Source organism: Streptomyces capitiformicae, assembly GCF_002214185.1.
Taxonomy (GTDB): domain Bacteria; phylum Actinomycetota; class Actinomycetes; order Streptomycetales; family Streptomycetaceae; genus Streptomyces; species Streptomyces capitiformicae.
In genome coordinates, this window is sequence record NZ_CP022161.1 from 9,184,942 (window position 1) to 9,211,433 (window position 26,492).

Genomic DNA, 26,492 nt, shown 5'->3' on the forward strand with positions numbered 1-26,492 from the left:
CGGGGTGCGACTCGGGGGCGGGGGCATGGCCAATGCGGCACCCCATGAACAAGCACACGGTGAACAGGAGTTGGGCGTGGAGATCGGGGGAAGCATGGATTCGGGCCCTGCCTGAAGGGGGCCCGTCCGGCCGGACAGGGGTATCGTTCTCTGTCTCGGCACGACTCAACCAAGGCTATGGCTGAGGGGTACCGGTTGGGGGGTGAGGAGGTGTGGGAGGCAGCCGAAGCGTGTGCACTTCCGCCGGAATCGGCCACCTTCCGAGGCGCGAGAACCCATTCACCCCGCGATAGGGACCCCGTGAACGCGGCACGTCGGGGGCTCGTTGGAACCATACTTCTTCCTGAGCTATGCGCGCAGGCGCGGACCGCGGGTCCTCGTCAAGCGGTTTTACGACGATCTGTGCGCGGAACTGCGGCGATTACGCAAGGGCAATCCCATGCCCTCCGACCGACCGTTTCTCGACGTCCAGTCCATTCAGGTGGGCCAGGACTGGAACGCGGCCCTCGGCGATGCTCTCGGCAACTGCCGCACCATGGTGGCCCTGTATACGAACGACTACTTCAGAAGCGACTTCTGCGGCCGCGAATGGAAGGCCTTCGAGGACCGGCAGCGCAGTCACAGAGAAGTGGCGGGAGTGGATGCGAAGGCTCTCATCCCCGTCCTGTGGGAGCCCGTACAGAGCATTCCGCCCGGCGCGGCCCACATCCAGTACGACAACCTCGCGTTCGGCGAGAACTACGCGCAATCAGGGCTGCGGCGCATCCTGGCGGCCGACCCGGGCGGCGGGGAGTACCGTCGTATCGTCAACCTCCTCGCGCGGCAGATCCTCGTCTCCGCCGAACACTTCCGCATACCGGCCGTAAGCGGTCTGGACCTCACCGCACCGGAATCCGCCGGTCCGTTCCCGTCCGCCGCCGACCGGGCGGAGCCTGGCAGCCACGCCCTGCTGCTCGTCGCCGCCCGCACCTCCGCGAGCGCCCACAAGTGGCCAAAGGACCCGGGGTGCCACGGGGAGAGCCCCACCGACTGGAATCCCTACCACGCCGAATCCGCAGAGCCAGTGGCCAGGAGAGCGAGCCAGCTCCTGGAGGAGCGCGGCTTCACCGTACGGACCGAGGTCGTCTCGGATGTGCTTGGCGCCACCCTGGACGAGGCCCGTGGGCAGGGACAGGTCGCGGTCCTCCTGGTGGAGGCGCAGGCCGCCGCGGACGAACCGTTCGGAAGAGCCCTCCGCGCCTACGACCGGAGCAACCATCCGGGCAGCGCGGCCGTGGTTCCGTGCGGTCAGGACGAGGCGGGTGACGGACCCCAGAGCAAGGCCTATTGGGAGGCGGTCCGGGGCGTCTTCCCGTTCAACTGGTCGAAAGGAGCCGGGGATCCCCTGCCCCTGCTCCAATCAGGGATCGGCTCGGACCAGTTCGACGGGGCACTCCACGCCGTTGTGGTAAAGGTGCAGAACCATCTCTTCTCCTTCCAGGAGACGCTCAAGCTCAGCTCCCTGGAGAGCGACCAGATCACGTCCACATCGCTCCCCGTCCTGAGCACAGTGGCCGTCCCACCCGACCAGACGAAGCCCGCTCCGCCGACACCTGCCCGCCCCGCCTCCGATCCGATTCTCTTAGAGCAGGAGCAGGACAGATGACCGATGACGACCGTGGCCGGGGCACCATCATCACCTTCTACTCCTTCAAGGGCGGCACGGGCCGCACCATGGCGCTCGTCAACACCGCCTGGATCCTCGCGAGCAACGGTCTGCGCGTCCTCGTCGTCGACTGGGACCTCGAAGCGCCCGGACTGCACACCTACCTCCAGCCCCTGCTGGCCGACCCCGAGCTCACCGAGAGCGCCGGCGTCATAGAGATGGTCAGTTCCTTCGCACGGCATGCCGTCGCGCAGCGGGTGGGCTCGGGGGTGTCCGACGCGGGCGCCAGCGCACCGCCCCCGCCGAAGGGCGACCTGCCCGACGCCCCCGGCCACCGGGAGCAGGCCCGCGTCGACCGCTACGTCGTCGGTACCGAACTGCGCCTGCCAGCGGGCGGAAAACTCGACCTCCTGCCCGCGGGCGTGCAGGACGCCGACACCTACGCGGTCAAGGTCAGCACCTTCGACTGGGGCGCGTTCTACCGCATGGGCGGCCCCGACTTCCTCACTGCCCTGCGCGACGACATGGCCGCGCGGTACGACTACGTCCTCATCGACAGCCGGACCGGCCTCAGCGACACCGCGAGCATCTGCACGATCGTCATGCCGGACATCGTCGTGGACTGCTTCACCCTCAGCCGACAGGGCATCAACGGCGCCGCCCACGTGGCACGTGCCATCCGCCTCAACTCCCACGCCCGACGCGACATCCGTATCGTCCCCGTCCCCATGCGCGTCGAGGACGCCGGGCGCGACCGCCTGGAGGCCGGCCGCTACCAGGCGCGGAGCCTGTTCGCGCCCTTCCTGGACTGGGTGCCGCCCGAGGAGCAGGACCAGTACTGGAGCAGCGTCGAGATACCGTACAAACCCAGCTACGCGTACGAGGAGATCCCCGCGACCGTCGGAGAGCGACGGCAGGACGGCACCCTCCTCGCCGCGTTCGAACGGCTGACCGCCCGGCTCACCGACAACCGGGTGACCCGCCTGAGCAACCTGCCCGAGCCCTACCGCCGTACCCTGCGCGCGGAGTACGAGCGCACCTCGCCGACCCTGCGCAAGGACTTCTACGTCAGTTACACGGCGACTGACCGGCTCTGGGCGGACTGGACCGTCAGCGTGCTGCGAGCCGCCGGCTACGAGGCGACGCTCGCTCCGATCGAGACGGACGGACTCGCCGACACGCCCCCCGCACCGACCGGCCTCGATCGCACGCTCGCCGGCGAGGGGCGCATGGTGGTGCTGCTCTCGCCGGAGTACACCGCCCATCCGCGGGCACGGGAGATCTGGCAGCAGATCAGCCGCCGTGACCCGGTCGGCCGAATCGGCATGGCCGTTCCCCTCCGTGTCGGCGACTCCCCGCCACCGCCGGAGTTCGCGCCCCCCTCGACGGTCAGTCTCGCCGGGGTCTCCGCCGAGGAGGCCGTGGCCCGACTGCTGACCAGCGTCGACCGCAGCGGCTCGACGGACCCGGCCTCCCGCCCGGCCACCGGGGGACTGACCGCCGCGGCCCGGTTGCCCGGCACTCCACCGCAGGTCATCGGCGGGCGGCCGCAACGCAACGTCGCCTTCACCGGCCGCCGGACGCTCATCGAACGGCTGCGCGACAGCCTGCTCGCCGGTACCACTGCCGTTCTGCCCCAGGCCCTCTACGGCCTCGGAGGTGTGGGGAAGACACAGGTCGCGCTCGAGTACGCGTACCGCTTCGAATCGGACTACGATCTCGTCTGGTGGATCAACGCCGCAGAGCCGACGCAGATCCGCCAGGACCTGAACACGCTGGCCGGGCATCTCGGTGTGCCCCTCGGTGGCAAGGACTTGACGGCCGTATGCAACGAGGTTCTGGACAAGCTACGGCGCGGCACCCCCCACGCGCGTTGGTTGCTCGTGTACGACAACGCCGAGAAGCCGGCCGACCTGGACGGTCTGGTTCCGGTCAGCGGGCCCGGTCACCACATCCTCATCACCTCGCGGAACCCGGCCTGGGCCGAACGCGCCGCACGCATCGAGGTCGATCTCTTCACCCGTGACGAGAGCGTCGCCCTGCTGCGCCGCTACAACCAGGCCCTCGAACCCGCCGAGGCGGCTCGGGTGGCCGAGGAACTCGGGGACTTCCCGCTGGCCGTGAGCCTCGCCGCCGCGTCACTCCAGGAGTCGGCGATGCCCGTGGACACCTATGTGGAGATGCTCCGTACTCAGATGACCGACATCCTGCGCAGCCAGTCTGCTCCCGATTACCCGACGTCGGCGGCGGCCAGCTGGTCACTCGACCGGCTGAAGACCCGCACGCCCGCCGCGGCCGCCCTGCTCCAACTGTGCGCGTTCTTCGGGCCCGACCCGATCCCACGGGACATGCTCAGCAGCCGGCCCGCCCTCGAACTCCTCGAACGCCACGACCCGAGCCTGTCCGACCCCCTGCTGATGAGCAGGCTGTACGGAGAGATCGTCCGCAACGGACTCGCCCAGGTGGACCAGCGGACCGACACCCTGACGCTGCACCGCCTCATCCAACGCGTGCTCCGCGATCAGCTCACCGTCGACGAGCAGACCGCCATGCGGGACCGCGCCCACGCCGTACTCGGCCAGGCCAACCCCAAGGACCCCGACGAGTCCGAGAACTGGCGACGCTACGCCGCCCTGCTGCCGCACCTGTGGCCCACCCGGGCCGAGGAGAGCGACAGCCTCCCGGTACGGCAGTGGATCTGCGACACCGTCCGCTATCTGTGGCGCAGCGGCGACGCCGACACGGCCAACCGGACAGCCGAACGGGTGCTCGCCGCCTGGCTGCCCCGCCTCGGCGAGGACGACGCGCTGGTGCTGCGCCTGCGCACCGAACTCGGCAACGCGCTGCGCGACCAGGGCCGCCTGGCGGAGGCGTACGACGTGACCCGCGACGCCCACGAGCGGGGCAGCCGGGTCCTCGGCGAGGACCACCCCTACACCCTCGGCGCGGCCTCCAGCCTCGGCGCCGACCTGCGCGGTGTCGGCCGGTACGCCGACGCCATGGAGAGCGACCGCGAGAACCTGCGCCGCACCCGGCGGGTCTTCGGCGACAGCCATCCGCGTACGCTCATGGCGGCCAACAACCTCGCCGTGTCCGAGTTCCTGTCCGGCAACCGCCAGGCGGCCCGCGACACCAACCGGGAGATGCTCAAACAGTGGCGGGAGATCTCGGGGTCCGACCATCGCTCCACACTCAACTCCGCCGTGAACTACGCCCGGGACCTACGGGCTGCCGGGGCGTTCCGCGAAGCGCTCAAGCTCACCGAGGACACCTTGGAGCGCAGCCGGCACGCGCTGGGGCCCGACCACTTGATCACCTTCCGTGCCTCCCTCGGCGCCGCGATCCTGTACCGCAGGCAGGGCGAGTACGAGAAGGCGTACGCACTGACGAACGACACCTACGAACAGGCACTCAAGCAGCTGGGCCCGGATCACCACGACACCCTGGCCATCGCGACGAACCTGAGCGCGGACCTCTACGACCGGGGAGAGTCGGTCCGGGGCCGCGAACTCGCCAAGGAGACCCTCAACCGCTACGAGCACCGGTTCGGTCCGGATCACGTCTTCACGCTCGCCTGCGCCAACAACCTCGCCATCCTGCTCCGGCTGACCGGCGAGCAGGGAGCCGCGCTGGAACTGTCGACTCACACAGTCGACCGCTTCCGTCGACTTCTCGGACCGAGCCATCCCTACACCCTCACCTGCATGCTGAACCACGCGACGGACCTGTCCGAGAGCGGTGACCACGCACGAGCCGTGATGGTGGGCCGGGAAGCGTACGAGGGCCTCGGCGAGGTACTCGGCCCCAACCACTATCTCGCCATCGCCGCCGCCTCGAACCTCGCGGCCGAACTGCGCGGCGATGATTCGGAGGACGCCGAGCGGCTCCACGAGGAAGCGGGCCGGCTCCACGGCGAGGCGGAGCGCCGCGCCGTCGACAGCGGGGAACTCGGCGGTGACCACCCCATGACCCGGGCGGTCACCCGCTGGCAGCCCATCGACGCGGACATCGAACCGGCGGTCACCTGACCTGACGGCCGGCCGAGGCAGGCCCTGCGGGCGATCCTGTCCGCAGGGCCCACGTGGCTGTCACGTGGCCGAACCCGGCACCACGGATCCTCGCGGGAGCCCCTGTCACGGGAACAGCAGTCGCCGAAACGTTCATTCGCCATTCGGCAGCATGTCTGAGAGCGGCGGCGGCAGGGTAGGACCTCGATGCCGTCGGTGCGGCGCGGCACGGTGGGGGGCACCTTGGAGCAGCCGTATTTCTTTCTCAGCTACGCCAGGCGGGACGACCGGGCGGCTTATGTGGGGCGGTTCTACGACGACCTGCTGGAAGCCCTCGCCATGCCGGTGACGGGATCGGCCCGGCAGCCCGCCTTCCGTGACGTCAAGAACATCATGCTCGGTGACCAGTGGCTTCTTGAACTGAGCCGTGCGGTGGGCTCGTGCCGGGCCATGGTCGCGCTCTACTCCCCGGCCTACTTCCGGAGCGAGTACTGCGGCAAGGAGTGGACCCACTTCGCCGCCCGCGTGGAGCGCTACCACCAACTGACCTCCGTACAGCCCCGCGCACTGGTCCCGGTGATATGGGAACCCGTCCCGCAGAGCCGGATGCCCCTCGAGGTCCGGGCCATCCAGTACACCGAGGCGGGACTGGGGGAGAAGTACCTCAGACACGGGCTGCTGCATCTGATGCAGTCCGACCCCGGCGGGCCCGCGTACCAGCACGTCGTCGCGGAGCTGGCCGAGCGGGTGCGCAGGGCGGCGGAGCCGTTCAACCTGCCTGTCGACAGACCCCCGGCGTTCGACCTGTCGAAGGTCCGGGGCTGCTTCCCGCTCGCCGAGGCAAGAAAACTCACCGGCCACGTCCGGATCTTCGTCGCGGCCGGCACTGAGTCGAAGCTTCCGGTCGGACGTTCACACACCACGTACTACGGGGAGGGCCCATGCAAGTGGACGCCGTACAGTCCGCCGCGCGACCCGACCGTGGTGGAGCGGGCCGCGCAGGTCCTCTCCCTGGAGGGACATACCGCGAGCGCGGAGGCGGTGAACCGCGAGCTGAACAGCAAGCTGGAGCGGGCCCGCCACCTCAACCAGGTGTGTGTCCTGCTCGTGGACGCCTGGTCGGCGCGCGACGAACGGTACCGAGGTCCACTCGTCAGCTACGACAAGACGCACCACCCGACGACCGCGGTACTCGTACCCTGCAACGAGAACGACATGGAGTCGGGTACGCACAACGCGGCCCTGTGGGACGCGGTCAGAGATGTCTTCCCACGGAACTGGCTGCGCCGCAACGACCCCCGTGACCCGGTGTTCTGGGCGCCCGTCGACCAGCACGAGTTCGACGAGATGCTGGCCAGGGCCGTGGCCGTGACCCAGAACCGAATCGCCGTCAGCGGCCATGTCCGGCGACTGCCACCGGGCGCCCCACCCGGGGCGATGCCCCGGCTGTGATCCGTCGACCACGACTGCCCAGGAGACCGGATGAGCACATCCAGCGAACCGGACGGCCGCGGCCAGGTCGTCACCTTCTACTCCTTCAAGGGCGGTGTCGGACGCACGATGGCCCTGGCGAACGTGGCATGGATCCTGGCCAGTCGGGGCAAGCGCGTCCTGGCCGTCGACTGGGACCTGGAGGCCCCGGGCCTGCACAGCTACTTCCACCCGCTGCTCACCGACCCCGAACTGCGTGACACCGACGGGCTGATCGACCTGCTGCGCGCCTACCAGCAGGCGGTACTGCTGCCCGGCCACGAGGAGGCACCACAGGACGACGGATGGTTCCGCCGGACGCTGGACCTGACGCCTTACGTGGTCGGCCTCGATCTGAAGTTCGCGAGCGGCGGACGGCTGGACTTCCTGCCCGCCGGACGGCAGAGCGCCGTGTACTCGGACTCCGTCACGTCCTTCGACTGGCATTCCTTCTATGAACGGCTCGGCGGGGGATCGTTCCTGCTGGCGATGCGTGAGGAAATGGCCGCCCGCTACGACTACGTCCTGATCGACAGCCGTACGGGCGTCACCGACAGTTCGGGCATCTGCACGGTCCTCTTACCCGACCACCTCGTCCTCGGCTTCGTCTACAACCTGCAGAACATCCGGGGCTCCGCGCACGTCGCCCGCGCCGTGACCAGGGGCGCCCGACGGCCGATCCGGCTGATGCCGGTGCCCATGCGGGTCGAGGACGCGGAGCGGGAGCGGCTCGAGATCAGCCGAGACCGCGCCCGGGAGGTATTCGGTGGCCATCTGTCGTGGGTGGACGAGGGCGACGTCGAACGGTACTGGGGCGACGTGGAGATCCCGTACAAGACGTTCTACGCGTACGAGGAGATCGTCGCACCCGTCGGTGACCGCCCGTTGCAGGAAGGCACCGTACTCAAGGCCTGCGAACGGCTCACTGACTGGATCACCGACGGTGAGGTCCGGCGCGCCGCTCCCCTGCCGGACGAGGAGCGGCAACGGCTGCTGACCGCGTACATGAACAAGAGCAGGGCCACCAGCGCCCGTCTCTTCGTCAGTTACGCGCCGGAGGACCGGATCTGGGCGGAGTGGGCGGCCTGGCATCTGGGGTCCGCCGGTTTCCGCGTCACGCTGCACGACATCACAGAGATCAAGCCGGGCGAGACCGCTCCGGAGGTGGTGCGTGCCCTGGCGGAGGAAGGCAGGGTCCTCGCCCTGCTGTCCGAGGAGTACATCGCGGTGCCGCAGTCCGTCGTGCTCTGGCGGGCGCTGACGGTCAGGGAGCGCGCGCTGGCCCCCGAACTCGTCGCGGTTCGCGTTCAGGGTGCCGAGCGGGCCCTTGAGCCGCCCTTCGACCTCGCTGCCGCGCCCAGCATCGCCCACCTCACGGCTGTGAACGCGGTACGGCGGCTGAGGCAGAGCGTCGGCCCGCCGCCCTCGGCCCCGGTGCGCGGTGCACCCGTCCTGCTGACCACGGAACCCCCGCGCTATCCGGGCGCCGATCCGACCGTGGAGTCGATGCCACCGAGGAATGTCGGTTTCACCGGCCGGAACGCGCTGCTCCACGAGTTGCGGGACCGGCTGACCTCCACCGAGGGGTCCTCGTCGCCGCAGGTCCTGGTGGGTCTCGGCGGAGTGGGCAAGACCCAGACGGCACTGGAGTACACCTACCGTTATCGCGCTGCGTACGACGTGGTGTGGTGGGTCCCGGCCGCTGAGCCCGCGGCCATCGCCTCCGAACTGGCTCGCCTCGCACCCCGACTCGGCATCGAACACGGGCAGGACACCGCGCTCACCGCTCAGCGGGTGCTCAGGGCTCTGGCCGGCGGAACGCCGTACCGCAACTGGCTGCTCGTCTTCGACAGCGCGGGTGCCCCGGGCAAGACGGCCGAGTGGCTCCCCGCCCAGACGTCGCAGGGTGGGCATGTGCTTGTCACCTCCCGCGACCGTACGTGGGAAGAGGCCGGAAACGTGCTTCCGGTCGAGGTGTTCAGCCGGGCCGAGAGTGTGGCTCTCCTGGGTCGGCACAACCCGGGCCTCGACCCGGACAGCGCGCAGCAGATCGCGCACGAACTCGGTGACCTCCCCCTCGCCGTCCACCAGGCCGCGGTGTGGCTGAGCGCCACGGCCATGCCCGTCGACCGCTATCTGCACCTGTTGCGTACACAGACCACGGAACTGCTCAAGCGCACCGAGAAACGACCGCTGGAGATGGCGGGCTGGCTGGTGTCGTTGGAGGAGATCCGGGCCAACAGCCCCGCCGCCGCGGACTTGTTGGAGATCTGCTCCTTCTTCGGCGCCGACCCCATCCCCATGGACCTGTTGTACACCCCTTCTCTGATGGACGCTCTGACGCTCGACGAGGGCGTCCCCCGGGACGAGGTGACCATCGGCAAGGTCTTCCAGGAGATCAACCGGTTCGGGCTGGCCCAGGCGGACCAGGAGGAGGGCACGCTCGTCATCCACCGGCTGGTGCAGGCGGAGGTCAGGCACTCGCTACCCGAGGAACGGTGCCGGCACTTGCGCTCGGTGGTGCATGCCGCGCTCGCCGCGGGCAACCCCGGGGCCCCTGTCGACCCCGAGAAGTGGCCGCGCTATGCGCAGTTGCTGCCTCATCTGTTGCCCAGCCGTGCAGCGGGCAGCGACGATCCGGACGTGCAGCAGTGGATCATCGACACGGTGCGCTGTCTGTGGCGCCGTAATCTGCTCGCCTCCGGGCGGGACACCGCCCAACGCGTCCTCGAGCAGTGGACCGAGCGCCTGGGGCCGGATGACATCCAGGTACTGCGGCTGCGCACCCAGCTCGGCAACATCCTGCGTTCCCAGGGTGCTTCACGTGAGGCCTGGGCGAACGACGTCGACGTCCACCGGCGATTCGCCGCGCACACGAATCCTGATCGCCGACGCACACTGATCGCGGCGGCGAATGTGGCCGCCGACCTCAACGCGCTGGGTCGTTACGCCGAAGCTCGGGAATGGGACCGCGCCACGTATGAGGCCAGCAAGGCGGTTTGGAGCCCTGACCAACTCCGGCTGTCCATGCACGCCAGTAACCTCGGTGTCTCGGAGTACCTGTGCGGGGACCGGCGTGCGGCACTGGAGATCCACAAAAGGGTGTACCACGACCGGGTCGCCCGTAGGGGCGCCATGGACGTCTACACCCTCAGCGCGGCCTCCAACTACGCCCGCGATCTGCGCGAGACCGGCTATCTCAAGACCGCTCTCCACCTCTTGGAAGAGACCTGCCAGAAGGTGGAACAGCTTGGTCCGAGGCACGCCCAGACCTTGCTCACCCAGCGCAACTACGCGGTGGCACTGCGCCGGGCCGGCTATTACTCGGAGGCCCATGAACTCATCGCGTCCGTCCATCTGGTCTACGCGGAGGACCGCGGCCGTGACCACCCGGACACCCTGGCCGCCCGCGCCGACCTGGCCAATGTGCTCGCCGCCCTTGATAAAGTCCGCAGCGCCCGTGACCACGCCGAGCACATACTGACGCGTCAGCGGCAGACCCTGGGGGAATCGCACCCCCACACGCTGGGATGCCAGAACAACCTGGCGATCTATCTACGGCTCGGCAGCCACACGGACGCCGCCCGCGCCGCCTCCGAACGGGCCTTGCGGGCGCTGACCGAGACCCTCGGGGAGCGGCATCCCTACACCTTGGACGCGATGATCAACTACGCCAACTGTCTCGCCGACGCCGGTCAGCCGGAGGCTGCCATATCCCTCGAACGCGAGGCGCTCGCGAGGGCGTTGGAGACTCTGGGCGCCGACCACTACGACATCATCACGCTGCGTTCCAACCTCGCGGTCGATCTCGCCTCGACTGGTGCGTCGGAGGAGTCGAAGGAGCAGCGCGATGAGGCCCTGCGGCTCGCTGCCCGAACCCTGCGCGACCACCATCCGACCCACGAGGCGGTGAAGAGCGGGCTGCGACTGGACGCGGACATCGAACCACCCTTCACCTTCTGATTCGGTGCCACGAAGCAGTGTGGGGCCCATGTGGTGCGGCGAAGTTTTCTGTGCGGTGCTTTGTGCGTATTCTTGCCGCTCTATTTAGGCCGCCGCTGCTATCCTCCGCACACGGATACGGGTACGTCCTGTTGAGTGGATGCTCTGTATCGGCTTTGACTCTAGGAGACCGGTGTCACCCTCTTTGTCCTCGACAGACGTGCTTACAGGCTCCGTCATTCTTAGTGTGGGCCTCACCCGGCCTGCCGAGGACCGTCCTCGTACCGTCACCGCGAACAGTGCCCTTGGTCATGTACTGCGCCGCCTCGAACAGGAGGCCGCGAATCCGGATGTCGCACACCTCGCGGCTTTCGAATCTTCGATCGATTTCGAGGCGTAGGTGCGGTGAGCTTCCCGCGGGTTCCGTCAACTCCCGTTTCCTTGCGGCAGTTCATCCTCAAGGTGCACAGCCGTTGCAACCTGGACTGCGGCTACTGCTACGTCTACCACTCCGCCGACACCAGCTGGCGCGACAAACCACGTGTCATGGACGCGTCCGTCGCGAAGCAGGTGGCCCACCGCATCGCCGAGCATGCCGCGGCCCATGATCTGCCAGACGTTCGGATCGTGCTCCACGGCGGTGAGCCGCTGCTTCTGGGGGCCGGACGGCTGGAGGAACTGCTCACCGTTCTCCGCCGAGGATTGGCGAAGACGGCGGTACCCGTCCGTTTCTCCCTGCAGACCAACGGCGTACTGCTCACCCCCGACATCCTGGACGTGCTTCGACGGCATCGGGTCGGCGTCAGTGTGAGCCTGGACGGCACCCGAGCGGGCCATGACCGGCATCGCCGGTTTCCGCACGGCGCGGGGAGTCACGGGCAGGTGATGGGAGGACTCGACCGTCTGAACGCGCCCGAGTACCGCCTGCTGTACGCGGGCCTGCTGTGCACGATCGACCTGGCCAACGACCCCGTCGAAACCTACGAGGCACTCCTGGCCGCACGTCCCCCCCGCGTCGACCTCCTGCTCCCGCACGGCACATGGGACACACCGCCCCCAGGGCTCGGAGACCGGCGGCACCGGCTCCCCACCGCCGCCCCGGTGACCGTCGACGGGGTGATGGCTCACCGAGGGGAGACCCCGTACGCCGACTGGCTGCGGCGAGTCTTCGACCGCTGGTACGACTCCCCCGAGAGGGAGACGGGCATCCGGCTCTTCGAGGAACTGATGGCGGGTGTCCTCGGCGGCTCCGTACGCACCGAGTCCGTCGGCCTGGCCCCGGCGACGCTGGCCGTCATCGAGACCGACGGCTCCATCGAGCAGTCCGACTCACTCAAGGTCGCTTACGAAGGCGCGCCGGAGACAGGACTCGACGTCTTCCGCTACAGCCTCGACGACGTCCTCGGGCATCACTTGTTCCGTCAACGCCAGTCGGGCGTAGGGGGTCTGGGACCCACGTGCACACGCTGCCCCCTCCTCGGCGTGTGCGGGGGTGGGCTCTTCGCGCACCGGTACGCCTCCGGAACCGGCTTCCGCAACCCCTCGGTCTACTGTGCCGACCTGACCGCGTTGATCCTGCACATCCGGGCCCGCGTCCAGGCCGACCTCGTCACGGCATCACAGAGCACATAGGGTAGGCTTCACCTGCGAGTTCACACACAACACCGTGAAAGCGCAACGGGACGTGGCGCAGCTTGGTAGCGCACTTGACTGGGGGTCAAGGGGTCGCAGGTTCAAATCCTGTCGTCCCGACTCGTCTGACATCAGCAAGGTCCCCACCCATAACCACACCAACGACTGAGCTGGCCAGCAGTCACGGCAAGCACCGTTGCAGTACTAAACGGCAATTTTCAGTTCTCGTGGCAAGGTGCCAGCTGTCATGTCACAACTTCGTCGCCATCGCGATCCCGTTGGTTCTCGGTGACAACCGTCCTCGGCATGTGACAACTAACGTCGGTGGTCACACCGAACTAACGCCGGACCCGGGGCATCCCCAGACCGATCCACGAGATGATCTCGCGTTGGATCTCGTTGTTGCCGCCGCCGAAGGTGAAGATGACGGCGGAACGGTAGCCGCGTTCCAGTTCGCCGTGGAGGGCGGCGCCGGCGGAGCCTTCTTTCAGGGCGCCGGCGGTGGCGACGATCTCCATGAGCCAGGCGTAGGCGTCGCGGCGGGCCTCGGAGCCGTAGACCTTGACGGCGGAGGCGTCCTGGGGGGTGAGGGTGCCGTCCTGGACGGCGCTGACCATACGCCAGTTGAGGAGTTTGAGTGCGTCGAGCTTGGTGTGGGTCTGGGCGAGGCGGCGGCGTACCCAGGGGAGGTCGATGACGCGGCGACCGTCGGCGAGCTTGGTCTCCATGGCCCAGTGCTGGACGTTGTGCAGGGAGCGGATGGCCATGGTGCCGTGGGCGGCGAGGGTGACGCGCTCGTGGTTGAGCTGGTTGGTGATCAGCCGCCAGCCCTTGTTCTCCTCGCCGACGCGGCGGGAGACGGGGACGCGGATGTTCTCGTAGTAGCTGGCGGTGGTGTCGTGCGAGGCGAGGGTGTTGATGAGGGTGCAGGAGTAGCCGGGGTCGGTGGTCGGGACGAGGAGCATGGTGATGCCCTTGTGGGGCGGGGCGTCGGGGTCGGTGCGGGTGGCCAGCCACACCCAGTCCGCTGTGTCGCCGTTGGTCGTCCAGATCTTCTGGCCGTTGACCACGTACTCGTCCCCGTCGCGCACCGCGCGGGTCTTCAGTGAGGCCAGGTCGGTGCCTGCGTCGGGCTCGCTGTAGCCGATCGCGAAGTCGATTTCGCCGGAGAGGATGCGCGGCAGGAAGTACGACTTCTGCTCCTCGGTGCCGTACCGCATGATCGTCGGGCCGACCGTGTTGAGCGCCATCAGGGGCAGCGGGACGCCCGCCTGGGCGGCCTCGTCGAAGAAGATGAACTGCTCGATGGCGGTGAGGCCGCGTCCGCCGTACTCCTTGGGCCAGCCCACGCCCAGCCAGCCGTCCGTGCCGAGGCGGCGGATGGTCTCGCGGTAGAAGCGCTTCTGCGCCGCCGGGTCGGCGTGGCGGGTGTGGGCACCCGTCGGCACCAAAACGGCGAAGTAGGCGCGCAGTTCGGTGCGCAACCGCTGCTGCTCGGGTGTGTATTCGAGGTGCACGGCGCCTCCAGGCTCCCCAGGGCGGACCTGACGGCGCACACGCTAGAACGTGTTCCAGTAATTGGGAACACATTCATGGCAACACATTCAGTCGAGGACGGCGAGGAAGTCCGTACAGGCCCGGGCGCAGTCGCGGCAGGCCTTGGCGCCTTCCTCCGCGCCGGGCTGTTCGTCGAAGACGCGGGCGCACTCCAGGCAGACGGTTCGGCACCACTCCACCTGGACGCGGATACCGGCTTCGTCGAGGAGGCTCTGCTCGGACAGCACACGGCAGGTGGCGTCGCACACCTCCGCGCACATGATGCCCTTGCGTCGCATGCGTTCCTGGTCTTCGGGCCCGTCCGGGTCGGCGAGGCTCGCCCGCAGGGCACACGCACGCGCGCACTCGGTGCACGCCTGCGCACATGCGAAGCGGTCCTCCAGGAAGCGAACGAGTTCCTGTTGGGATGTTTGGGATGTCGTCGTCGAGGTCACGACGGGCGGGTAGCCGGAGGGGACCCCGTCAAACGCGATGCTGTTTTCCGCAGACGGGCGAGGGCACCCGTGCACACCCCCGGCACGGTGGAGGTGGTTGCGGTTACCGAGCGCCTTTCAAACCGAGCCGACCTCGATTTCACCCGACCCTTTGGGGGTATTAATCCTATATGAATACAGAATGGGCTGTTTTCGTAGCAGAGCGCAGTGTGCTGGGCGGTATCGCACCGTTCATAGTCGGTGTGGTGGTCGTGGCGCTGCTCATCGGCGCTGTCTTTCTGGACGCGCGCCGACGTGCCCGTGGGCCGCGCCGTCCGCTCCCCGAGGAGCAGCCGCGGCTGCCGGAGGGGGGCCCGGTTCATGAGGAGCTGGAGAACCGCGAACCGGACGAGATACCGAAGAGCGACCTTCGACTGCTGCCCTACCAGGTGCACGGAAACCTGGGTTCCCGGCCCAGCCAGGAGAAGAAGCGGCCGCGCTGGAGCAAGGGCGGCAGCGGCTCCTTCGGCAGCGGCGGCCTCGGCGCCCACTGACCCGGAGAGGCCTCCGGCACGCGCTTGGACAGGCGCCCGCGGGCACTTACACACAGCGACCAGCCTTGCGGTGTGCGTACCCATGAGGGAGGAAGACCCAGTGAAGGCCGTCGTATGGCACGGCGTGGGAGACATCCGCCTGGACGACGTACCCGAGCCCAAGATCCAGGACCGCCACGACGCGGTCGTCCGCATCACCACATCGGCCATCTGCGGCACGGACCTGCACTTCGTGCGAGGCACCGTACCCGGCCTGGCGCAAGGACGGATCCTCGGCCATGAGGCGGTCGGGATCGTGGAGGAGACGGGCACGGGGGTACGGAACTTCCGGCCCGGCGACCGGGTGGTGGTTCCGTCGACGGTCGCGTGCGGAGTCTGCAGTTACTGCCGGGCCGGCTACTACGCCCAGTGCGACAACGCCAACCCGAACGGCAAACAGGGCAGTACGACGTTCTTCGGCGGGCCGGAGGCGGCGGGTGGACTCGACGGGCTGCAGGCCGAGTTCGCCCGGGTGCCCTTCGCTCACACGGGGCTCGTGCCGCTGCCCGACTCCGTGGACGACGCGAGCGCCATTCTGTTGTCCGACATCATGCCGACCTCCTGGTTCGGCGCCCGCCTCGCGGAGGTGAGCAGCGGCGACACGGTCGCGGTGCTGGGCGCGGGCCCGGTCGGGCAACTGGCGGCCGTGGCCGCGCGGTTACAGGGAGCGGGCCGGGTGATCGTCGTCGACGGGGTCCCGGACCGGCTGTCGCTCGCCCGCGACCAGCATGCCGAGACGGTGGACTTCAACGCCGAGGATCCGGTCGAGGCGATCCGCGAGATGACCGGCGGGATCGGCGTGGACCGGGTGATCGAGGCCGTCGGGGTGGACGCCGAGCACCCCGAGCGCGGGCCCGCCGCCGTTGGGGAGAGCGAGAAGCGGCGCTTCGACGAGGAAGGGGACCTCGCGGCCCCCGTGCAGAACCCCGACCGGCACGGCACCTGGCGGCCGGGGGACGCGCCCAGCCAGGCCATGCGCTGGGCGGTGGACCTGGTGGCGAAGGCGGGCACGATCGGCGTGACGGGTGTGTATCCGCCGCACGCCGACCGCTTCCCGTTCGGCGCGGCCATGCAGCGCAACCTGACGCTGCGGATGGGCAACTGCCACCACCGCCGCTACATCCCACGGCTCGTGTCGATGGTCGCCTCGGGAGTCCTCGACACCACGCCGTTCATCACGCGCTGGGCGGACACCGAGGGCGCGATCGCCGCGTACGAGCACTTCGACCGGCGCGAGCAGGGCTGGACGAAGGTCGCGCTCGACACCGCCTGAGCCGCCCAGCACCACGTACGTGAGGGAAGTGAGACCGATGGCAGAGCGCAGCACACTGCCGCTGCCCGACTACGACCATCTGCCGCTCGGCGGCCTGGAGGGCCGCGTCCGCGCACTCACCGCCGAGGAGGTGGAGGAGCTGCTCGTGTACGAGCGTGCCCACGCCGATCGGTTGGCGGTGACCCAAGTGCTGACGGCCCGCCTGGACCAGCTGCACGCGGGCGCCGAACCGACCTCCGGAGACCCCGGCGGCGTACGGCCCGAACAGCACAGCAGCAGTTCCGGCTCGCCCGTCTCTCCGACGACCTCGCCACAGCCGATGAGCCCGCCGCCGCACGGGACTCCGGATCAGCGGGGCAAGCCCAAGGGCGACCGCACCTAGGGGGTGTCGCGGGTGGGCGAGCCGGTCGGTTGCCGGCTCGCCCGTCGTTGTCAGGAATTCGCGTCCAGCGACAACCCCGTGTAGTTCTCGGCCAGTTCGGCGGCGGCGTGCGGGGAGGTGGCGACGCGGTCGAGCTGGGAGAGCTGGAGCCTGGTCTCGAAGGGGGACTGCTCCGGGTCCGCGTGGAGGGTCGTGGTCATGAAGTAGGAGAAGTGCTCGGCCCGCCACACCCGGCGCAGACAGGTGTCGGAGTAGGCGTCGAGGAGCTCGGTCGAACCGGTCTCCTTGAGCTGGGCGAAGGCGCGGGCCAGCACGATGACGTCGGTGGCGGCCAGGTTGAGCCCCTTGGCGCCGGTGGGCGGCACGATGTGGGCGGCGTCGCCGGCCAGGAACAGACGGCCGTACCGCATCGGCTCGGTGACGTGGCTGCGCATGGGCAGCACGGACTTGGCGGTGACGGGCCCGCGCTTGAGCCGCCAGCCAGGGTTGGCGGTGAGGGCGAAGCGGGCGTCCAGCTCGTCCCAGATCCGCTCGTCGGACCAGTCGGCCGGGTCGGTGCCGTTCGGAACCTGGAGGTAGAGGCGGCTCACGGACGGCGACCGCATGCTCGCCAGCGCGAAACCCCGCTCGGAGTGGGCGTAGATCAGCTCGTCGTAGACGGGCGGGGCGTCGGCGAGGATGCCGAGCCAGGAGTAGGGGTACGTCCGCTCGTACGTGGTCCGTACCCCGTCCGGGACGGCGTTCCTGGCCACGCCGTGGAAGCCGTCGCAGCCGACCACGTAGTCGCAGGTCAGGGTCTGCTCGCGGCCCTCGTGGGTGTAGCGGATCACCGGCTGCTCGGTGTCGGCGCCCTCCACGGCGTGCACCTCGGCCTCGAACAGCAGGGGCCCGCCGTCGGTGAGCTGGAGGGCGATGAGATCCTTGACGACCTCGGTCTGGGCGTAGACCCACACCCGGCGTCCGCCGGTCAGGGAGGGGAAGTCGACGCGATGGGCGCGCCCGTCGAAGCGCAGCTCGATACCGTCGTGGGGCATACCCTCGGCGTCCAGCCGCGCACCGGCGCCGGCGGAGCGCAGGACGTCGACGGTGGCCTGCTCCAGGATTCCGGCGCGCTGCCGCTGCTCGACGTACGCGCGGTCCTTGCGTTCCAGAACCACGCTGTCGATTCCCGCGTTGTACAGCAGACGGGCCAGCAGCAGACCGGCGGGGCCGCCGCCGATGATGCCGACGGTGGTGTGCATGAGTACTCCCTCGTCGTTGAGGACGAGCCGCGTCCCGTCCCCGGGCGCCGACCTTGTTCGTCTTGTTCGTCAGGTGAAATTCACTTCACCAAGTTGTACGAGTGAGTCTGCGCCCGCTCCGCCCGCCTGTCAACGGTCACACTCCCCCGACTCCTCCGAAAAGGTCAGTTCAGGAAGTGGAAGCTCGGCCTCGGGTGCATGAGGAAGTCGTGGTGCGAGATGTTCCAGGCGTAGGCGCCCGCGAGGGAGAAGGCCACGCGGTCCCCGGCCCGCAGCCCCGGTGCGTGGACGTTCCGGGCGAGGAGGTCCTTCGGGGTGCACAGCTGTCCGGTGAGGCTGACGCGCTCCCCGTCGGCCGCCGGGCGCGGCCACGGGTGGGGCCACTCCCCCACCGCCAGCACGGAACAGGGCTGGTCGTGCCCCTTGGTCGCCGGAGTGCGCAGATGATGGGTACCACCCCGGACCACCGCGAACTCCTCGCCATGGCTGTGCTTCACGTCCAGCACCTCGGTGGCGTACCAGCCGCAGTACGCGGTCAGTGCTCGCCCGGGTTCGATACGGAGCGTCAGTTCGGGGTGTGCGTCGGCGAGTCGGGCCATTCCTTCGCCGTACGCCCGCCAGTCGAAGCGGCTGTCGGGGTCGGTGTAGTCCACGGCCATGCCGCCGCCGACGTTCACTTCGGCGAGGGGTACGCCCAGACCGGTCGCCCAGTCCACGATCGAGCGGGCGACGGCCAGTTGTTCGGGGGCGTCGAGTCCGCTCGCCAAGTGGGCGTGTATTCCGCGCAGTTCGAGGTGGGGGTAGGTCCCGTCCGTGAGGATCCGCATGATGTCCGGGGCCTGGGTCGGGTCCAGGCCGAACGGGGTGGGTCTGCCGCCCATCGCGAGGGAACTGCCCGCCAGCGAGCCGTCGGCCACGGCGAGGTTGAAGCGGAGCAGCACGCCGACCCGCGTGTCCGGCGCCACCTGGCGGGCCAGTCCGGCGAGCATGCGCAGGTCGTGTGCGCTCTCCACGTGGAAGCGTTCGACGCCCTGCTCCAGGGCGGCCCGGATCTCGTCCGGGGTCTTGCCGGGCCCGCCGAAGGCCAGCGGCCGACCCGGTACCGCCTTGGCGACATGGGCGAGTTCGCCGCCGGAGGACACCTCGTAGCCGTCGACGTACGGGCCGAGCGCGGCGAGGATCTCCGGCTCGGGGTTGGCCTTGGCGGCGTAGTACAACTCGACCCGCTCGGGCAGGACGGACCGTACGTACGCGGCGTGCTCGCGCAGGGCAGCCAAGTCGTAGACGTATGCGGGGAGTTCGATGGGAGGAAGGGACAGGACGCGGTCGCGTACGGCGAGCGTGGGGTCGGTCATCGGGCGCTCCTGGCTCATCGGGTGCCCCAGCGGAGGATGTCCTCCGCGAGAGGCGAGGGCAGGCGGACGTAGCCGGCCTCCCGGTCGGCCTTGCGGTCCCAGCGGGTGAGGAGGTTGGCCTTCGCGGGCAGGGGGACCCCGGCGAGCAGGGCGGCGAGGCGGGGCGGGCAGCCCTCCTCGTCGGCGTACGTCCTGATGACGGCGCGGACCTCCGCCCAGAGGTCGGCCTCGGTCTCGGGGTGCAGGTCGGCGAGGGCGGCGAGCAGTTCGGCCACGTGGTTGACCAGCAGGCAGTACACGACCCGGTCCCAGCCGCGCCGGGCGTCGTACGACATGGGGCCGGCGACCTCGGGCGGGAGTGCGGCGAGGGTGTCGTCGTGGTGGTCGGGGACGAGCTTGGTGCCCTCCAGGTCGCGGAAGAGGACCTGGGCGGGCATGCCGTCGCTGTCAACGCAGATGAGGACGTTCTGGAGGTGCGGTTCGAGGACGAGGCCGTGGTCGAAGTAGGCGGCGAGGACGGGCGGGACGAGGAGGCGCAGATACGCCTTCCACCAGGCCAGGGCGGCCTCGGGACCCGCTCCGGAGAGAAGGCGGGAGATGTGGGCGGCGCTGGTCGGGTACTCGTCGGCGACGGCGGCCGCGAGCAGCGGGGTCGTGCCGGGCAGCAGCCGTCGGGAGAGGCCCTCGCGGATGATCACTCCGAAGCCTTCGAGGAGTGAGCGCTCAGGGGTGCCGTCGGGGCCGGGGACGGCGAGGCTGCGGTAGGCGGGCTCGCGGAGCATCGCGCTGCCGGGGAAGCGGGTCTCCAGGTCGGCGAGGGCCGGGGCGAGGACGCGGGTGAGGGCGACGGCACCGGAGAGTTCGTAACTGGCGTTCTTGCGCAGGCAGTTGGTGATACGGACGTTGAGGCTGAACTTCAGGAAGGCGTCGCCGTCGAAGAGGGTCCGTACGGAGGCGGTGGCGGCGTACTCCCGGCCGCCGGGGCCGAGGTCGAGGATGTCGCCGCGGCCGAGGGCCTCGCGCAGCAGCCGGTGTTCGCGCAGCATCTCGTACTGCCAGGGGTGTGCGGGCAGCAGACGGTAGCCGTCGGGAACGTCGCCGCGGGCCCCGTCGAGGACGGCGGTGGCGCCGGGCTCGGCGCTCTCCTCGGCGATCAGGTGCTCGCGCACGGCGAGGTGACGCAGCGGGAAGGAGGCGGCGGCCTCCGGGGCGTACGACTGCCAGGCGGCCACGTCGCCGGTGCGTGCCTTGGGGGTGGGGTGGAAGCGGTGGCCGAACAGCAGGGACTGCTCGGAGGCGAGGTAGTCGGGCAGGCCCTCGGCCCCGGCCTCACGGGTGGCGAGCGCGGTGGCGAGGGTGCGGTGGCTGGAGTCGATCTGGTCCAGGAACTCGTCGTTGCACACACCGGTGCGCAGCGACAGTTCGTCGCGGGTGTACTCGGCGAGGCGGCGCCAGTGGAGTTCCGTCCAGCCGGTGTCGGACTGTTCCCGCACCGGGCCGGTGAAGCGGTGGGCGCCCAGCAGGGACGTACGGCGCAGGGCGACACGGAGGAGGAGGCCGCGGCGGGGCAGGCGGAGCAGCAGATGGCCGTCGATGACGGCGGTCTGGTGTTCGGGGCCGGAGACCTCGCGCAGCAGGCAGTTGAGGAGGGTGTGGGCCACCGCGTCGTCGGCGGTGGGGAGCTGGGTGGTACCGAGCGAGTCGGCGAGCGGGGGCATTCAGTGGCTCCAGCGGGTACGCGGATGTGGGGGCAGGAGTGTCGCGAGGGTGGTGAGGGCGGCTATGGCGCCGCCTATGAGCACGGGTGCGGCGGGCCCGAAGTGGGCGCTGCCCACGGCGGCGGTCACTCCGGCGGCGACGGCGCCGGCCTTGGAGAAGAACTCCAGCGAGCCGAACATTCCGCCGGGGGCCCGGCCCCGGGCGCACTCGGCGGCCAGGACCGACAGGCCCACCATGCCGAGCGTGAGGCCCGCGCCGAGCAGCAGCCGTACGGCGATCAGCGCGGGCAGGGTGCCGGCGACGCCGTGCCCGGCCAGGCCGAGGGCTATCAGGGCGAAGCCGAGGGCCACGCCGTGCCGGGGGCGGGTGCGTATCACGCCGTGCACGGCCATCGCCGAGACCAGGTAGCAGAGGTGGGGCAGGGCGAACAGCAGGCCGGAGAGGGCGGCGGAGGCGTTCGGGAGGCGCTCTTCGACGAGGGAGATCAGGTAGGGGAAGGAGATGACCGTGGAGAACACGAAGGCGAACTCCAGCGCGTACAGCCTGCGCAGTGCCGTCGCCGGGGCGATGTCGGTGGTCTCCGCCTCCTGTTCCCGCTCCGCCGTGGCGGTCTCGCCCGGTTCGGGCAGCGCGGCCAGGAGGAGGGCCGCGGCGAGCGGGAGCAGGGCGAGGAGGGCGTACTGGCGATGCGGTGACATCCACGGCGACAGCGCGCCGACGACGATCGGGGCGAACACCAGCGCGGCCCGTGCGCTGCCCTGCATGAGGGTCAGGGCCTTCGACAGGTGGGCGCCCTCCAGCGCGGCGCCCAGGTAGCCGTTGGAGGCGGCGAACGTGCCGCCGAGGACGCCCTGGAGCACCAGCGCCACCGTGAACATGGTGAGTGAGTCCGCCCACCCGGCGAGCAGGAAGGAGACGGCGAGGCCCAACTGGGCCCGCAGCAGCAGCCGTTTTCGTCCGAAGCGGTCGGCGAGCCGCCCCCACAGGGGTGCCGCGATCGCGCTGAACACGGTCGGCACCACGTACAGCACCCCCGCCCAGCGGGCCGTGCGGTCACCCAACCCGGGCAGTATCTCGGTGAAGAACGGCGGCAGCCCCAGCGCGGCGAACGACGCCACGAAGTAGCAGGCGGCCACGGCGTGCACCTGGCGCCGGCCGAACGCGGGGCGCGGCATCGGGAGCGCCTCGGCGGTCATGCCGAACCACCGCCCGGAAGCAGGTAGTTGGGTCCGGTGGTGTAGTGCTTGTTGATGTCGGCGGCGCCCGAGCGCTCCTTGCTGAGCAGGGTCCCGGCGGTCACCATCGCCTTCACCGGCAGTTCGGGCGCGTGCAGCACCCGTCGGCGCAGTACGGCCGCCGCGTCGCCGCCGAGCCGGTCGACGGCCTCGGTGAGCCGGGTCCGTACGAGGTCCAGCAGCGACGGGAGGGGGGCGCGGCCGTGTCGGGCGAGGCCGAACGCGTAGGCGCCGGCGCACAGATGAAGGGTGATGGTGGTGAACACGTCGGCCACGGCGCGGTCGTCGGGGCCGAAGGTCCGTGCGTCGTCGAAGCCCCAGGTCCCCCCACCTTCGCCGAGTCCGGCCACCAGGCGGGCGGTGTTGACGCGCGGCCCGTCGTTGTCCTTCAGCAGCAGGCGCAGGTCGCCGGGTTCGGGGCCGAAGACCAGGGAGATGTTCTGCTGGTGCGACTCCAGCGCTATGCCGTAGCCGAAGAGCGTGGTCTGCCAGTCGAACAGCAGGGTGAGCACCGCGTCCAGCAGGGCGGTCACGTCGCCGCCGTGGAAGCGGTCGGCGAGGTGGTCGACGACCAGTCCGCCGCCGGGGGCCTCGGCGAGGAGGGCGGCCAGGGGGACGACGACCGAGTCGTCGAGGCCGGCCGGGTAACGGCGGCAGAGCACGGCGAGCAGTTCGTGTCCGGCGTGGGCGTACACGGTCTCGTCGGCGTGCAGGACGGTGTCCTTGAAGCGTGGCTCGCGGTCGATCACCGCTTGCAGCAGCCGCTGTCCGGCGGCGCCGTCGACGAGGGTGCCGGGTTTGATGGAGCGCTTGTTGCGCAGGCCCAGCGTGGCTGTCGCCAGGGGCAGTTTGAGGTGCAGCGAGGGGGCGGCGACGGGGGCGACCGTACGCATCGAGAGGGTGGGGACGACATCGAGGTACGCCCAGTCGGCGAGGACGGCGCGGTCCGCGAGTCCGGTCTCCCGGAGTGCCGCGTCGAGCGGCTCACCGACGGTCAACGGGTGGACGGGCAGGGCGACATGGGTGTGGTCGAGGTCCGCGAGGCCGAGGGCGGAGGGGGTCGGCCAGCCGTCCGGCAGGGGTCCGGCGACGGTGACCGACTCGCGGGGCAGGGCGAGCCACTGGAGTGCGAAGCTCGGGTGGAACTCGGGGGCGTGGTCCCGTAGTTGGTTCTCCCCGAGACCCGAGCGGCCGCGCGCGGTCGGGTAGACCGGGTGGTCGAGGCGCGCGGCGAGGGTCTCGTACGCCAGGCCGCCGCGCAGGCCCGTCCAGTCGGCGAGGTCGGGGCCGTAGAGCGCGATGAGTCCGTCCGCCACGTCCCGCCCCGTCGCGTCGTGCAGCCGCATCGTCGCGAGGGTCTGGCGGCACTCCTCGGTGAAGGCGTCGAAGCCGTCGCGGTCGACGGGGTCGGCCAGGGCACGCAGCTCGGCGAGGACGGTGTCGCAGGTCGTGAGGTGCGTGCCGTCCGACTCCCGTAGCAGCAGCGGCAGTCGGGCGGCGTACGCGGACTGGAAGCCGTCCTCGGTGACGGGCAGCAGCAGGGCGTCGTCACCGTCGACGGGCAGGCACAGCCAGGGGCCGTCCGGGCGTTCGACGAGCGTGCTGCGGCTGCGGAGGCCGACGACGTCCTCACGGAGCAGGGCGCCGAGCACCCGGGTGAGGAGTTCTGCTTCGGCGGTGTCCGTGGTCTCGGGTGCCACGGCTGTGGCGACGGCGGTCACGGCTGGATCTCCCAGCGCTGGGCGGCGAGGAAGTCGGCGACCACCCGGTCCACGGTCTCCTGGCCGGTGCCGGTCGCGCGGAGTACGCCCAGGTAGTCGCGGTTGGTCTGGTACAGCTCGTGGCGTTCGCCGACGGGGCGCAGCGGACGGTACGTCAGGTGCACGCCGTCCACGGTGAGTTCGGTGGCCGCGGGGGCCGCGACGAGCGTTCCGGCGCGGTCGGCGCACGGGTACTCCAGGCGGGCCGCGCCGTCGCGCCGGAACTCCAGGTCCGCGGGGAGTGCCTCGCCGAGGTGGGTGCGCAGGATGTTCTCGAAGAGCGGGAGGTCGAGGAGCTGGGCGAGCAGCAGATCGCACTGGTCGCCGATGGCGCGGTAGTTGACCTCGATGATGCGGGCCCGGCCTTCGTGCACGACGAACTCGGTGTGGCAGGCGCCGAAGCCGACGCCCAGCGCGTCGAGTTGGGCGAGGATCTGGGCGACGACCGGCTCGGGGTGGGCCGGCACGAAGGTCAGCCGCTCCTCGATGAAGTAGGGCGGCGGGGACAGTTCGGTGTGGAAGCCGCCGAGGACGTGCCGAACGCGTCCGTCGCCGAGGGTCTCCAGGGTGTACAGCTCGCCCGGCAGGTACTCCTCGACGACCAGGGTGACGCCGGGGCGGCGGGCCAGGATGTCCTTGCCGCGCGCCACGAGGTCCCCGGGGGTGTCGACCAGCACGACGTCCTCACTGGCCACGCCCTCGCGGGGCTTGACGACACAGGGGTAGGGCGCGTCGCGGACGACCGGGCCGGTGAGGTCGGCCGGGTCGGTGATCTCGGCGGACCAGACGGTGTCGGCGCCGGCGGCGGACAGATGGCGGCGCATCTCGCCCTTGTCCTTGGTGCGCAGGGTGGCCCGCCAGTCCTTGCCGGGAAGTCCGAAGTACTGGGCGGCGAGGGCGGCCTGGGTCTGGAGGTGGTCGCTGTTGGTGAAGACCGCGTCGGGGCGGTCGTGGGTGGAGATCCGGGTGACGACGGCGCGGAAGTCGCGTACGTCGCACTCCAGGATCTCGATGTCCGGGTACCGCGTGTACGTGCTGCGGTGGGCGTCGGGCTGGTCGGTGAGGACGGTGACGTCGAGGCCGAGCCGGGCGGCGGCGGGCAGGAAGCCCTCGGTGACGGAGTCGGTGGGGTTCAGGGCGAGCAGGTACAGGCGCATGGGAGGGTGCACGGCTTCCGCTGGCGGGTGGGGGGGTGGGCGGGGCGGGCCGCCCTCGTAGTGGGGCCCGCCCCGGGTACTGCGGCGGTTACTGCTTGGGCAGTTCGACGCCGGTGGCCTTGGCCACGTCGGCGAGCATCTCCTCGGCCGCCTGGACGCCGATGCCGGACATCCAGGTCTCGTCCGCGACCTCGAAGACCTTGTCATCCTTGACGGCGGGCAGGTCCTTCCAGACCGGGTTGGAGGTGACCTGCTTCTGCTGGGTCTTGTCCGGGGTGTCGGCGGTGGTGACGAAGATCAGGTCGGCGTCGGCCTGGTCGATCTCCTCGGGGCTGACGTCCTTCATGGTCACGGCCGGATCGTCGGACACCTGCGACTTCGGGCGCTGGAAGCCGATGTCGTTCAGGACGACACCGCTGTAGGAGTTGGAGGCGTACAGACGGGTCGGGCCGGCGACGAAGCGGACCACGGAGACGGTCGGCATGGCGCCGTCCTTCTTCTCGATGGCCTCACCGAGCGCCTTGGCCTGCGTCTCGTACGCCTTCAGCTTGGCCTCGGCCTCGTCCTCCAGGCCCAGGGCCTCGGCGTGGACCTTGAGGTTCTCCTTCCACACACCGCCGGTGGTCTCGGTGAAGACGGTCGGGGCGATGGCGCTGAGCTTGTCGTAGACCTTCTCGTGGCGGACCTTGGAGGACAGGATCAGGTCGGGCTTGAGGGAGGCGATCTTCTCCAGGTTCGGCTCCAGGAGCGGGCCGACGTCCGTGGTGTTCTTGAGGTCGGCCTCCAGATACGCCGGGAAGCCGCCCTCGGTCTTGAAGTGCGGGGCGACGGCGCCGACCGGGTCGATGCCGAGCAGGGTGACGTCGTCCAGTTCGCCGGTGTCGAGGACGACGACCTTCTTCGGCTGGGACGGGATCTTGACGTCGCCCATCACCGTCTTGAGGGTGCGCGGGAAGGCGGCGCTGTCGGCGCCGGCCTGGGTGGTGTCGGTCGTCTTGGTGGAGTCGCCGTTGCCGCAGGCGGCCAGGACGCCCGTACCGAGCACGACGGCGAGCAGCGCGGCGACGGGCCGGCCGATTCCGCGCAGGGGAGATCGCTTGAGCATGAGGAG

Annotated in this window: 17 protein-coding genes and 1 tRNA gene; 9 read left to right on the forward strand and 9 right to left on the reverse strand. The window is 69.9% G+C overall.

Annotated elements, in window-relative coordinates:
* The first annotated feature begins 325 nt into the window (after positions 1–325).
* The 6 genes from CES90_RS41195 (at position 326) to CES90_RS41220 (ending at position 12,816) form a co-directional block, all read left to right on the forward strand.
* Positions 326–1,645, forward strand: a complete 1,320-nt coding sequence (locus tag CES90_RS41195) for a TIR-like protein FxsC (protein ID WP_189788146.1) — start codon at positions 326–328, stop codon at positions 1,643–1,645.
* Positions 1,642–5,673, forward strand: coding sequence for an FxSxx-COOH system tetratricopeptide repeat protein (gene fxsT / locus CES90_RS41200; protein WP_189788145.1), 4,032 nt, complete (start codon positions 1,642–1,644; stop codon positions 5,671–5,673). Before CES90_RS41195 ends, fxsT (CES90_RS41200) begins: the two co-directional genes overlap by 4 nt.
* Before the next feature lie 186 nt (positions 5,674–5,859).
* A complete protein-coding gene (locus tag CES90_RS41205; protein WP_189788144.1) occupies positions 5,860–7,104 on the forward strand; it encodes a TIR-like protein FxsC in 1,245 nt (414 codons plus the stop codon).
* Between the two features lie 30 nt (positions 7,105–7,134).
* On the forward strand, positions 7,135–11,085 hold the full coding sequence (gene fxsT, locus CES90_RS41210; protein WP_189788143.1) for an FxSxx-COOH system tetratricopeptide repeat protein: 3,951 nt from the start codon (positions 7,135–7,137) through the stop codon (positions 11,083–11,085).
* 420 nt (positions 11,086–11,505) lie between these two features.
* The gene (locus CES90_RS41215) at positions 11,506–12,696 is read left to right on the forward strand and encodes an FxsB family cyclophane-forming radical SAM/SPASM peptide maturase (protein ID WP_229914462.1); all 1,191 of its coding nucleotides are present in this window, start codon (positions 11,506–11,508) and stop codon (positions 12,694–12,696) included.
* A 46-nt stretch (positions 12,697–12,742) separates the two neighbouring features.
* Positions 12,743–12,816, forward strand: a tRNA-Pro gene (locus CES90_RS41220).
* A 218-nt stretch (positions 12,817–13,034) separates the two neighbouring features.
* Here the strand turns inward: CES90_RS41220 and CES90_RS41225 are convergent.
* Complete coding sequence (locus tag CES90_RS41225) at positions 13,035–14,213, reverse strand: acyl-CoA dehydrogenase family protein (protein WP_189788103.1); 1,179 nt, start codon at positions 14,211–14,213, stop codon at positions 13,035–13,037.
* Between the two features lie 87 nt (positions 14,214–14,300).
* Complete coding sequence (locus CES90_RS41230) at positions 14,301–14,687, reverse strand: ferredoxin (protein ID WP_189788104.1); 387 nt, start codon at positions 14,685–14,687, stop codon at positions 14,301–14,303.
* Between the two features lie 170 nt (positions 14,688–14,857).
* Between CES90_RS41230 and CES90_RS41235 the strand changes: the two genes are divergently transcribed.
* The 3 genes from CES90_RS41235 to CES90_RS41245 all read left to right on the forward strand — a co-directional run bounded on the left by CES90_RS41235 (position 14,858) and on the right by CES90_RS41245 (position 16,914).
* Complete coding sequence (locus tag CES90_RS41235; RefSeq protein ID WP_189788105.1) at positions 14,858–15,220, forward strand: DUF6479 family protein; 363 nt, start codon at positions 14,858–14,860, stop codon at positions 15,218–15,220.
* A 100-nt stretch (positions 15,221–15,320) separates the two neighbouring features.
* A complete protein-coding gene (locus CES90_RS41240; RefSeq protein ID WP_189788106.1) occupies positions 15,321–16,532 on the forward strand; it encodes a zinc-dependent alcohol dehydrogenase in 1,212 nt (403 codons plus the stop codon).
* 37 nt (positions 16,533–16,569) lie between these two features.
* Positions 16,570–16,914, forward strand: coding sequence for a hypothetical protein (locus CES90_RS41245; RefSeq protein WP_189788107.1), 345 nt, complete (start codon positions 16,570–16,572; stop codon positions 16,912–16,914).
* A 50-nt stretch (positions 16,915–16,964) separates the two neighbouring features.
* Here the strand turns inward: CES90_RS41245 and CES90_RS41250 are convergent, their stop codons facing one another.
* The 7 genes from CES90_RS41250 to CES90_RS41280 form a co-directional block, all read right to left on the reverse strand.
* Positions 16,965–18,155, reverse strand: a complete 1,191-nt coding sequence (locus tag CES90_RS41250; protein ID WP_189788108.1) for a 4-hydroxybenzoate 3-monooxygenase — start codon at positions 18,153–18,155, stop codon at positions 16,965–16,967.
* Between the two features lie 164 nt (positions 18,156–18,319).
* On the reverse strand, positions 18,320–19,510 hold the full coding sequence (locus CES90_RS41255; RefSeq protein WP_189788109.1) for a type III PLP-dependent enzyme: 1,191 nt from the start codon (positions 19,508–19,510) through the stop codon (positions 18,320–18,322).
* A 14-nt stretch (positions 19,511–19,524) separates the two neighbouring features.
* Entirely contained in the window at positions 19,525–21,228 is a 1,704-nt protein-coding gene (locus CES90_RS41260) for an IucA/IucC family protein (protein WP_189788110.1), read from the reverse strand.
* A complete protein-coding gene (locus tag CES90_RS41265; RefSeq protein ID WP_189788111.1) occupies positions 21,229–22,425 on the reverse strand; it encodes an MFS transporter in 1,197 nt (398 codons plus the stop codon).
* Positions 22,422–24,185 (reverse strand): IucA/IucC family protein, encoded by a 1,764-nt coding sequence (locus CES90_RS41270; protein ID WP_229914457.1) that lies wholly within the window; start codon positions 24,183–24,185, stop codon positions 22,422–22,424. Before CES90_RS41270 ends, CES90_RS41265 begins: the two co-directional genes overlap by 4 nt.
* Positions 24,182–25,381, reverse strand: a complete 1,200-nt coding sequence (locus CES90_RS41275; RefSeq protein WP_189788112.1) for an ATP-grasp domain-containing protein — start codon at positions 25,379–25,381, stop codon at positions 24,182–24,184. The genes CES90_RS41270 and CES90_RS41275 overlap by 4 nt, the downstream gene beginning before the upstream one ends.
* Before the next feature lie 88 nt (positions 25,382–25,469).
* Complete coding sequence (locus tag CES90_RS41280) at positions 25,470–26,486, reverse strand: ABC transporter substrate-binding protein (RefSeq protein ID WP_189788113.1); 1,017 nt, start codon at positions 26,484–26,486, stop codon at positions 25,470–25,472.
* Positions 26,487–26,492: the final 6 nt, after the last annotated feature.

Bases quoted from the DNA above. Each gene is read 5' to 3' on its own strand.
- fxsT (WP_189788145.1), top strand. From the start codon at position 1,642: ATGACCGATGACGACCGTGGCCGGGGCACCATCATCACCTTCTACTCC.
- CES90_RS41205 (WP_189788144.1), top strand. From the start codon at position 5,860: ATGCCGTCGGTGCGGCGCGGCACGGTGGGGGGCACCTTGGAGCAGCCG.
- fxsT (WP_189788143.1), top strand. From the start codon at position 7,135: ATGAGCACATCCAGCGAACCGGACGGCCGCGGCCAGGTCGTCACCTTC.
- CES90_RS41235 (WP_189788105.1), top strand. From the start codon at position 14,858: ATGAATACAGAATGGGCTGTTTTCGTAGCAGAGCGCAGTGTGCTGGGC.
- CES90_RS41245 (WP_189788107.1), top strand. From the start codon at position 16,570: ATGGCAGAGCGCAGCACACTGCCGCTGCCCGACTACGACCATCTGCCG.
- CES90_RS41250 (WP_189788108.1), bottom strand. From the start codon at position 18,155: ATGCACACCACCGTCGGCATCATCGGCGGCGGCCCCGCCGGTCTGCTG.
- CES90_RS41255 (WP_189788109.1), bottom strand. From the start codon at position 19,510: ATGACCGACCCCACGCTCGCCGTACGCGACCGCGTCCTGTCCCTTCCT.
- CES90_RS41260 (WP_189788110.1), bottom strand. From the start codon at position 21,228: ATGCCCCCGCTCGCCGACTCGCTCGGTACCACCCAGCTCCCCACCGCC.
- CES90_RS41265 (WP_189788111.1), bottom strand. From the start codon at position 22,425: ATGACCGCCGAGGCGCTCCCGATGCCGCGCCCCGCGTTCGGCCGGCGC.
- CES90_RS41275 (WP_189788112.1), bottom strand. From the start codon at position 25,381: ATGCGCCTGTACCTGCTCGCCCTGAACCCCACCGACTCCGTCACCGAG.
- CES90_RS41280 (WP_189788113.1), bottom strand. From the start codon at position 26,486: ATGCTCAAGCGATCTCCCCTGCGCGGAATCGGCCGGCCCGTCGCCGCG.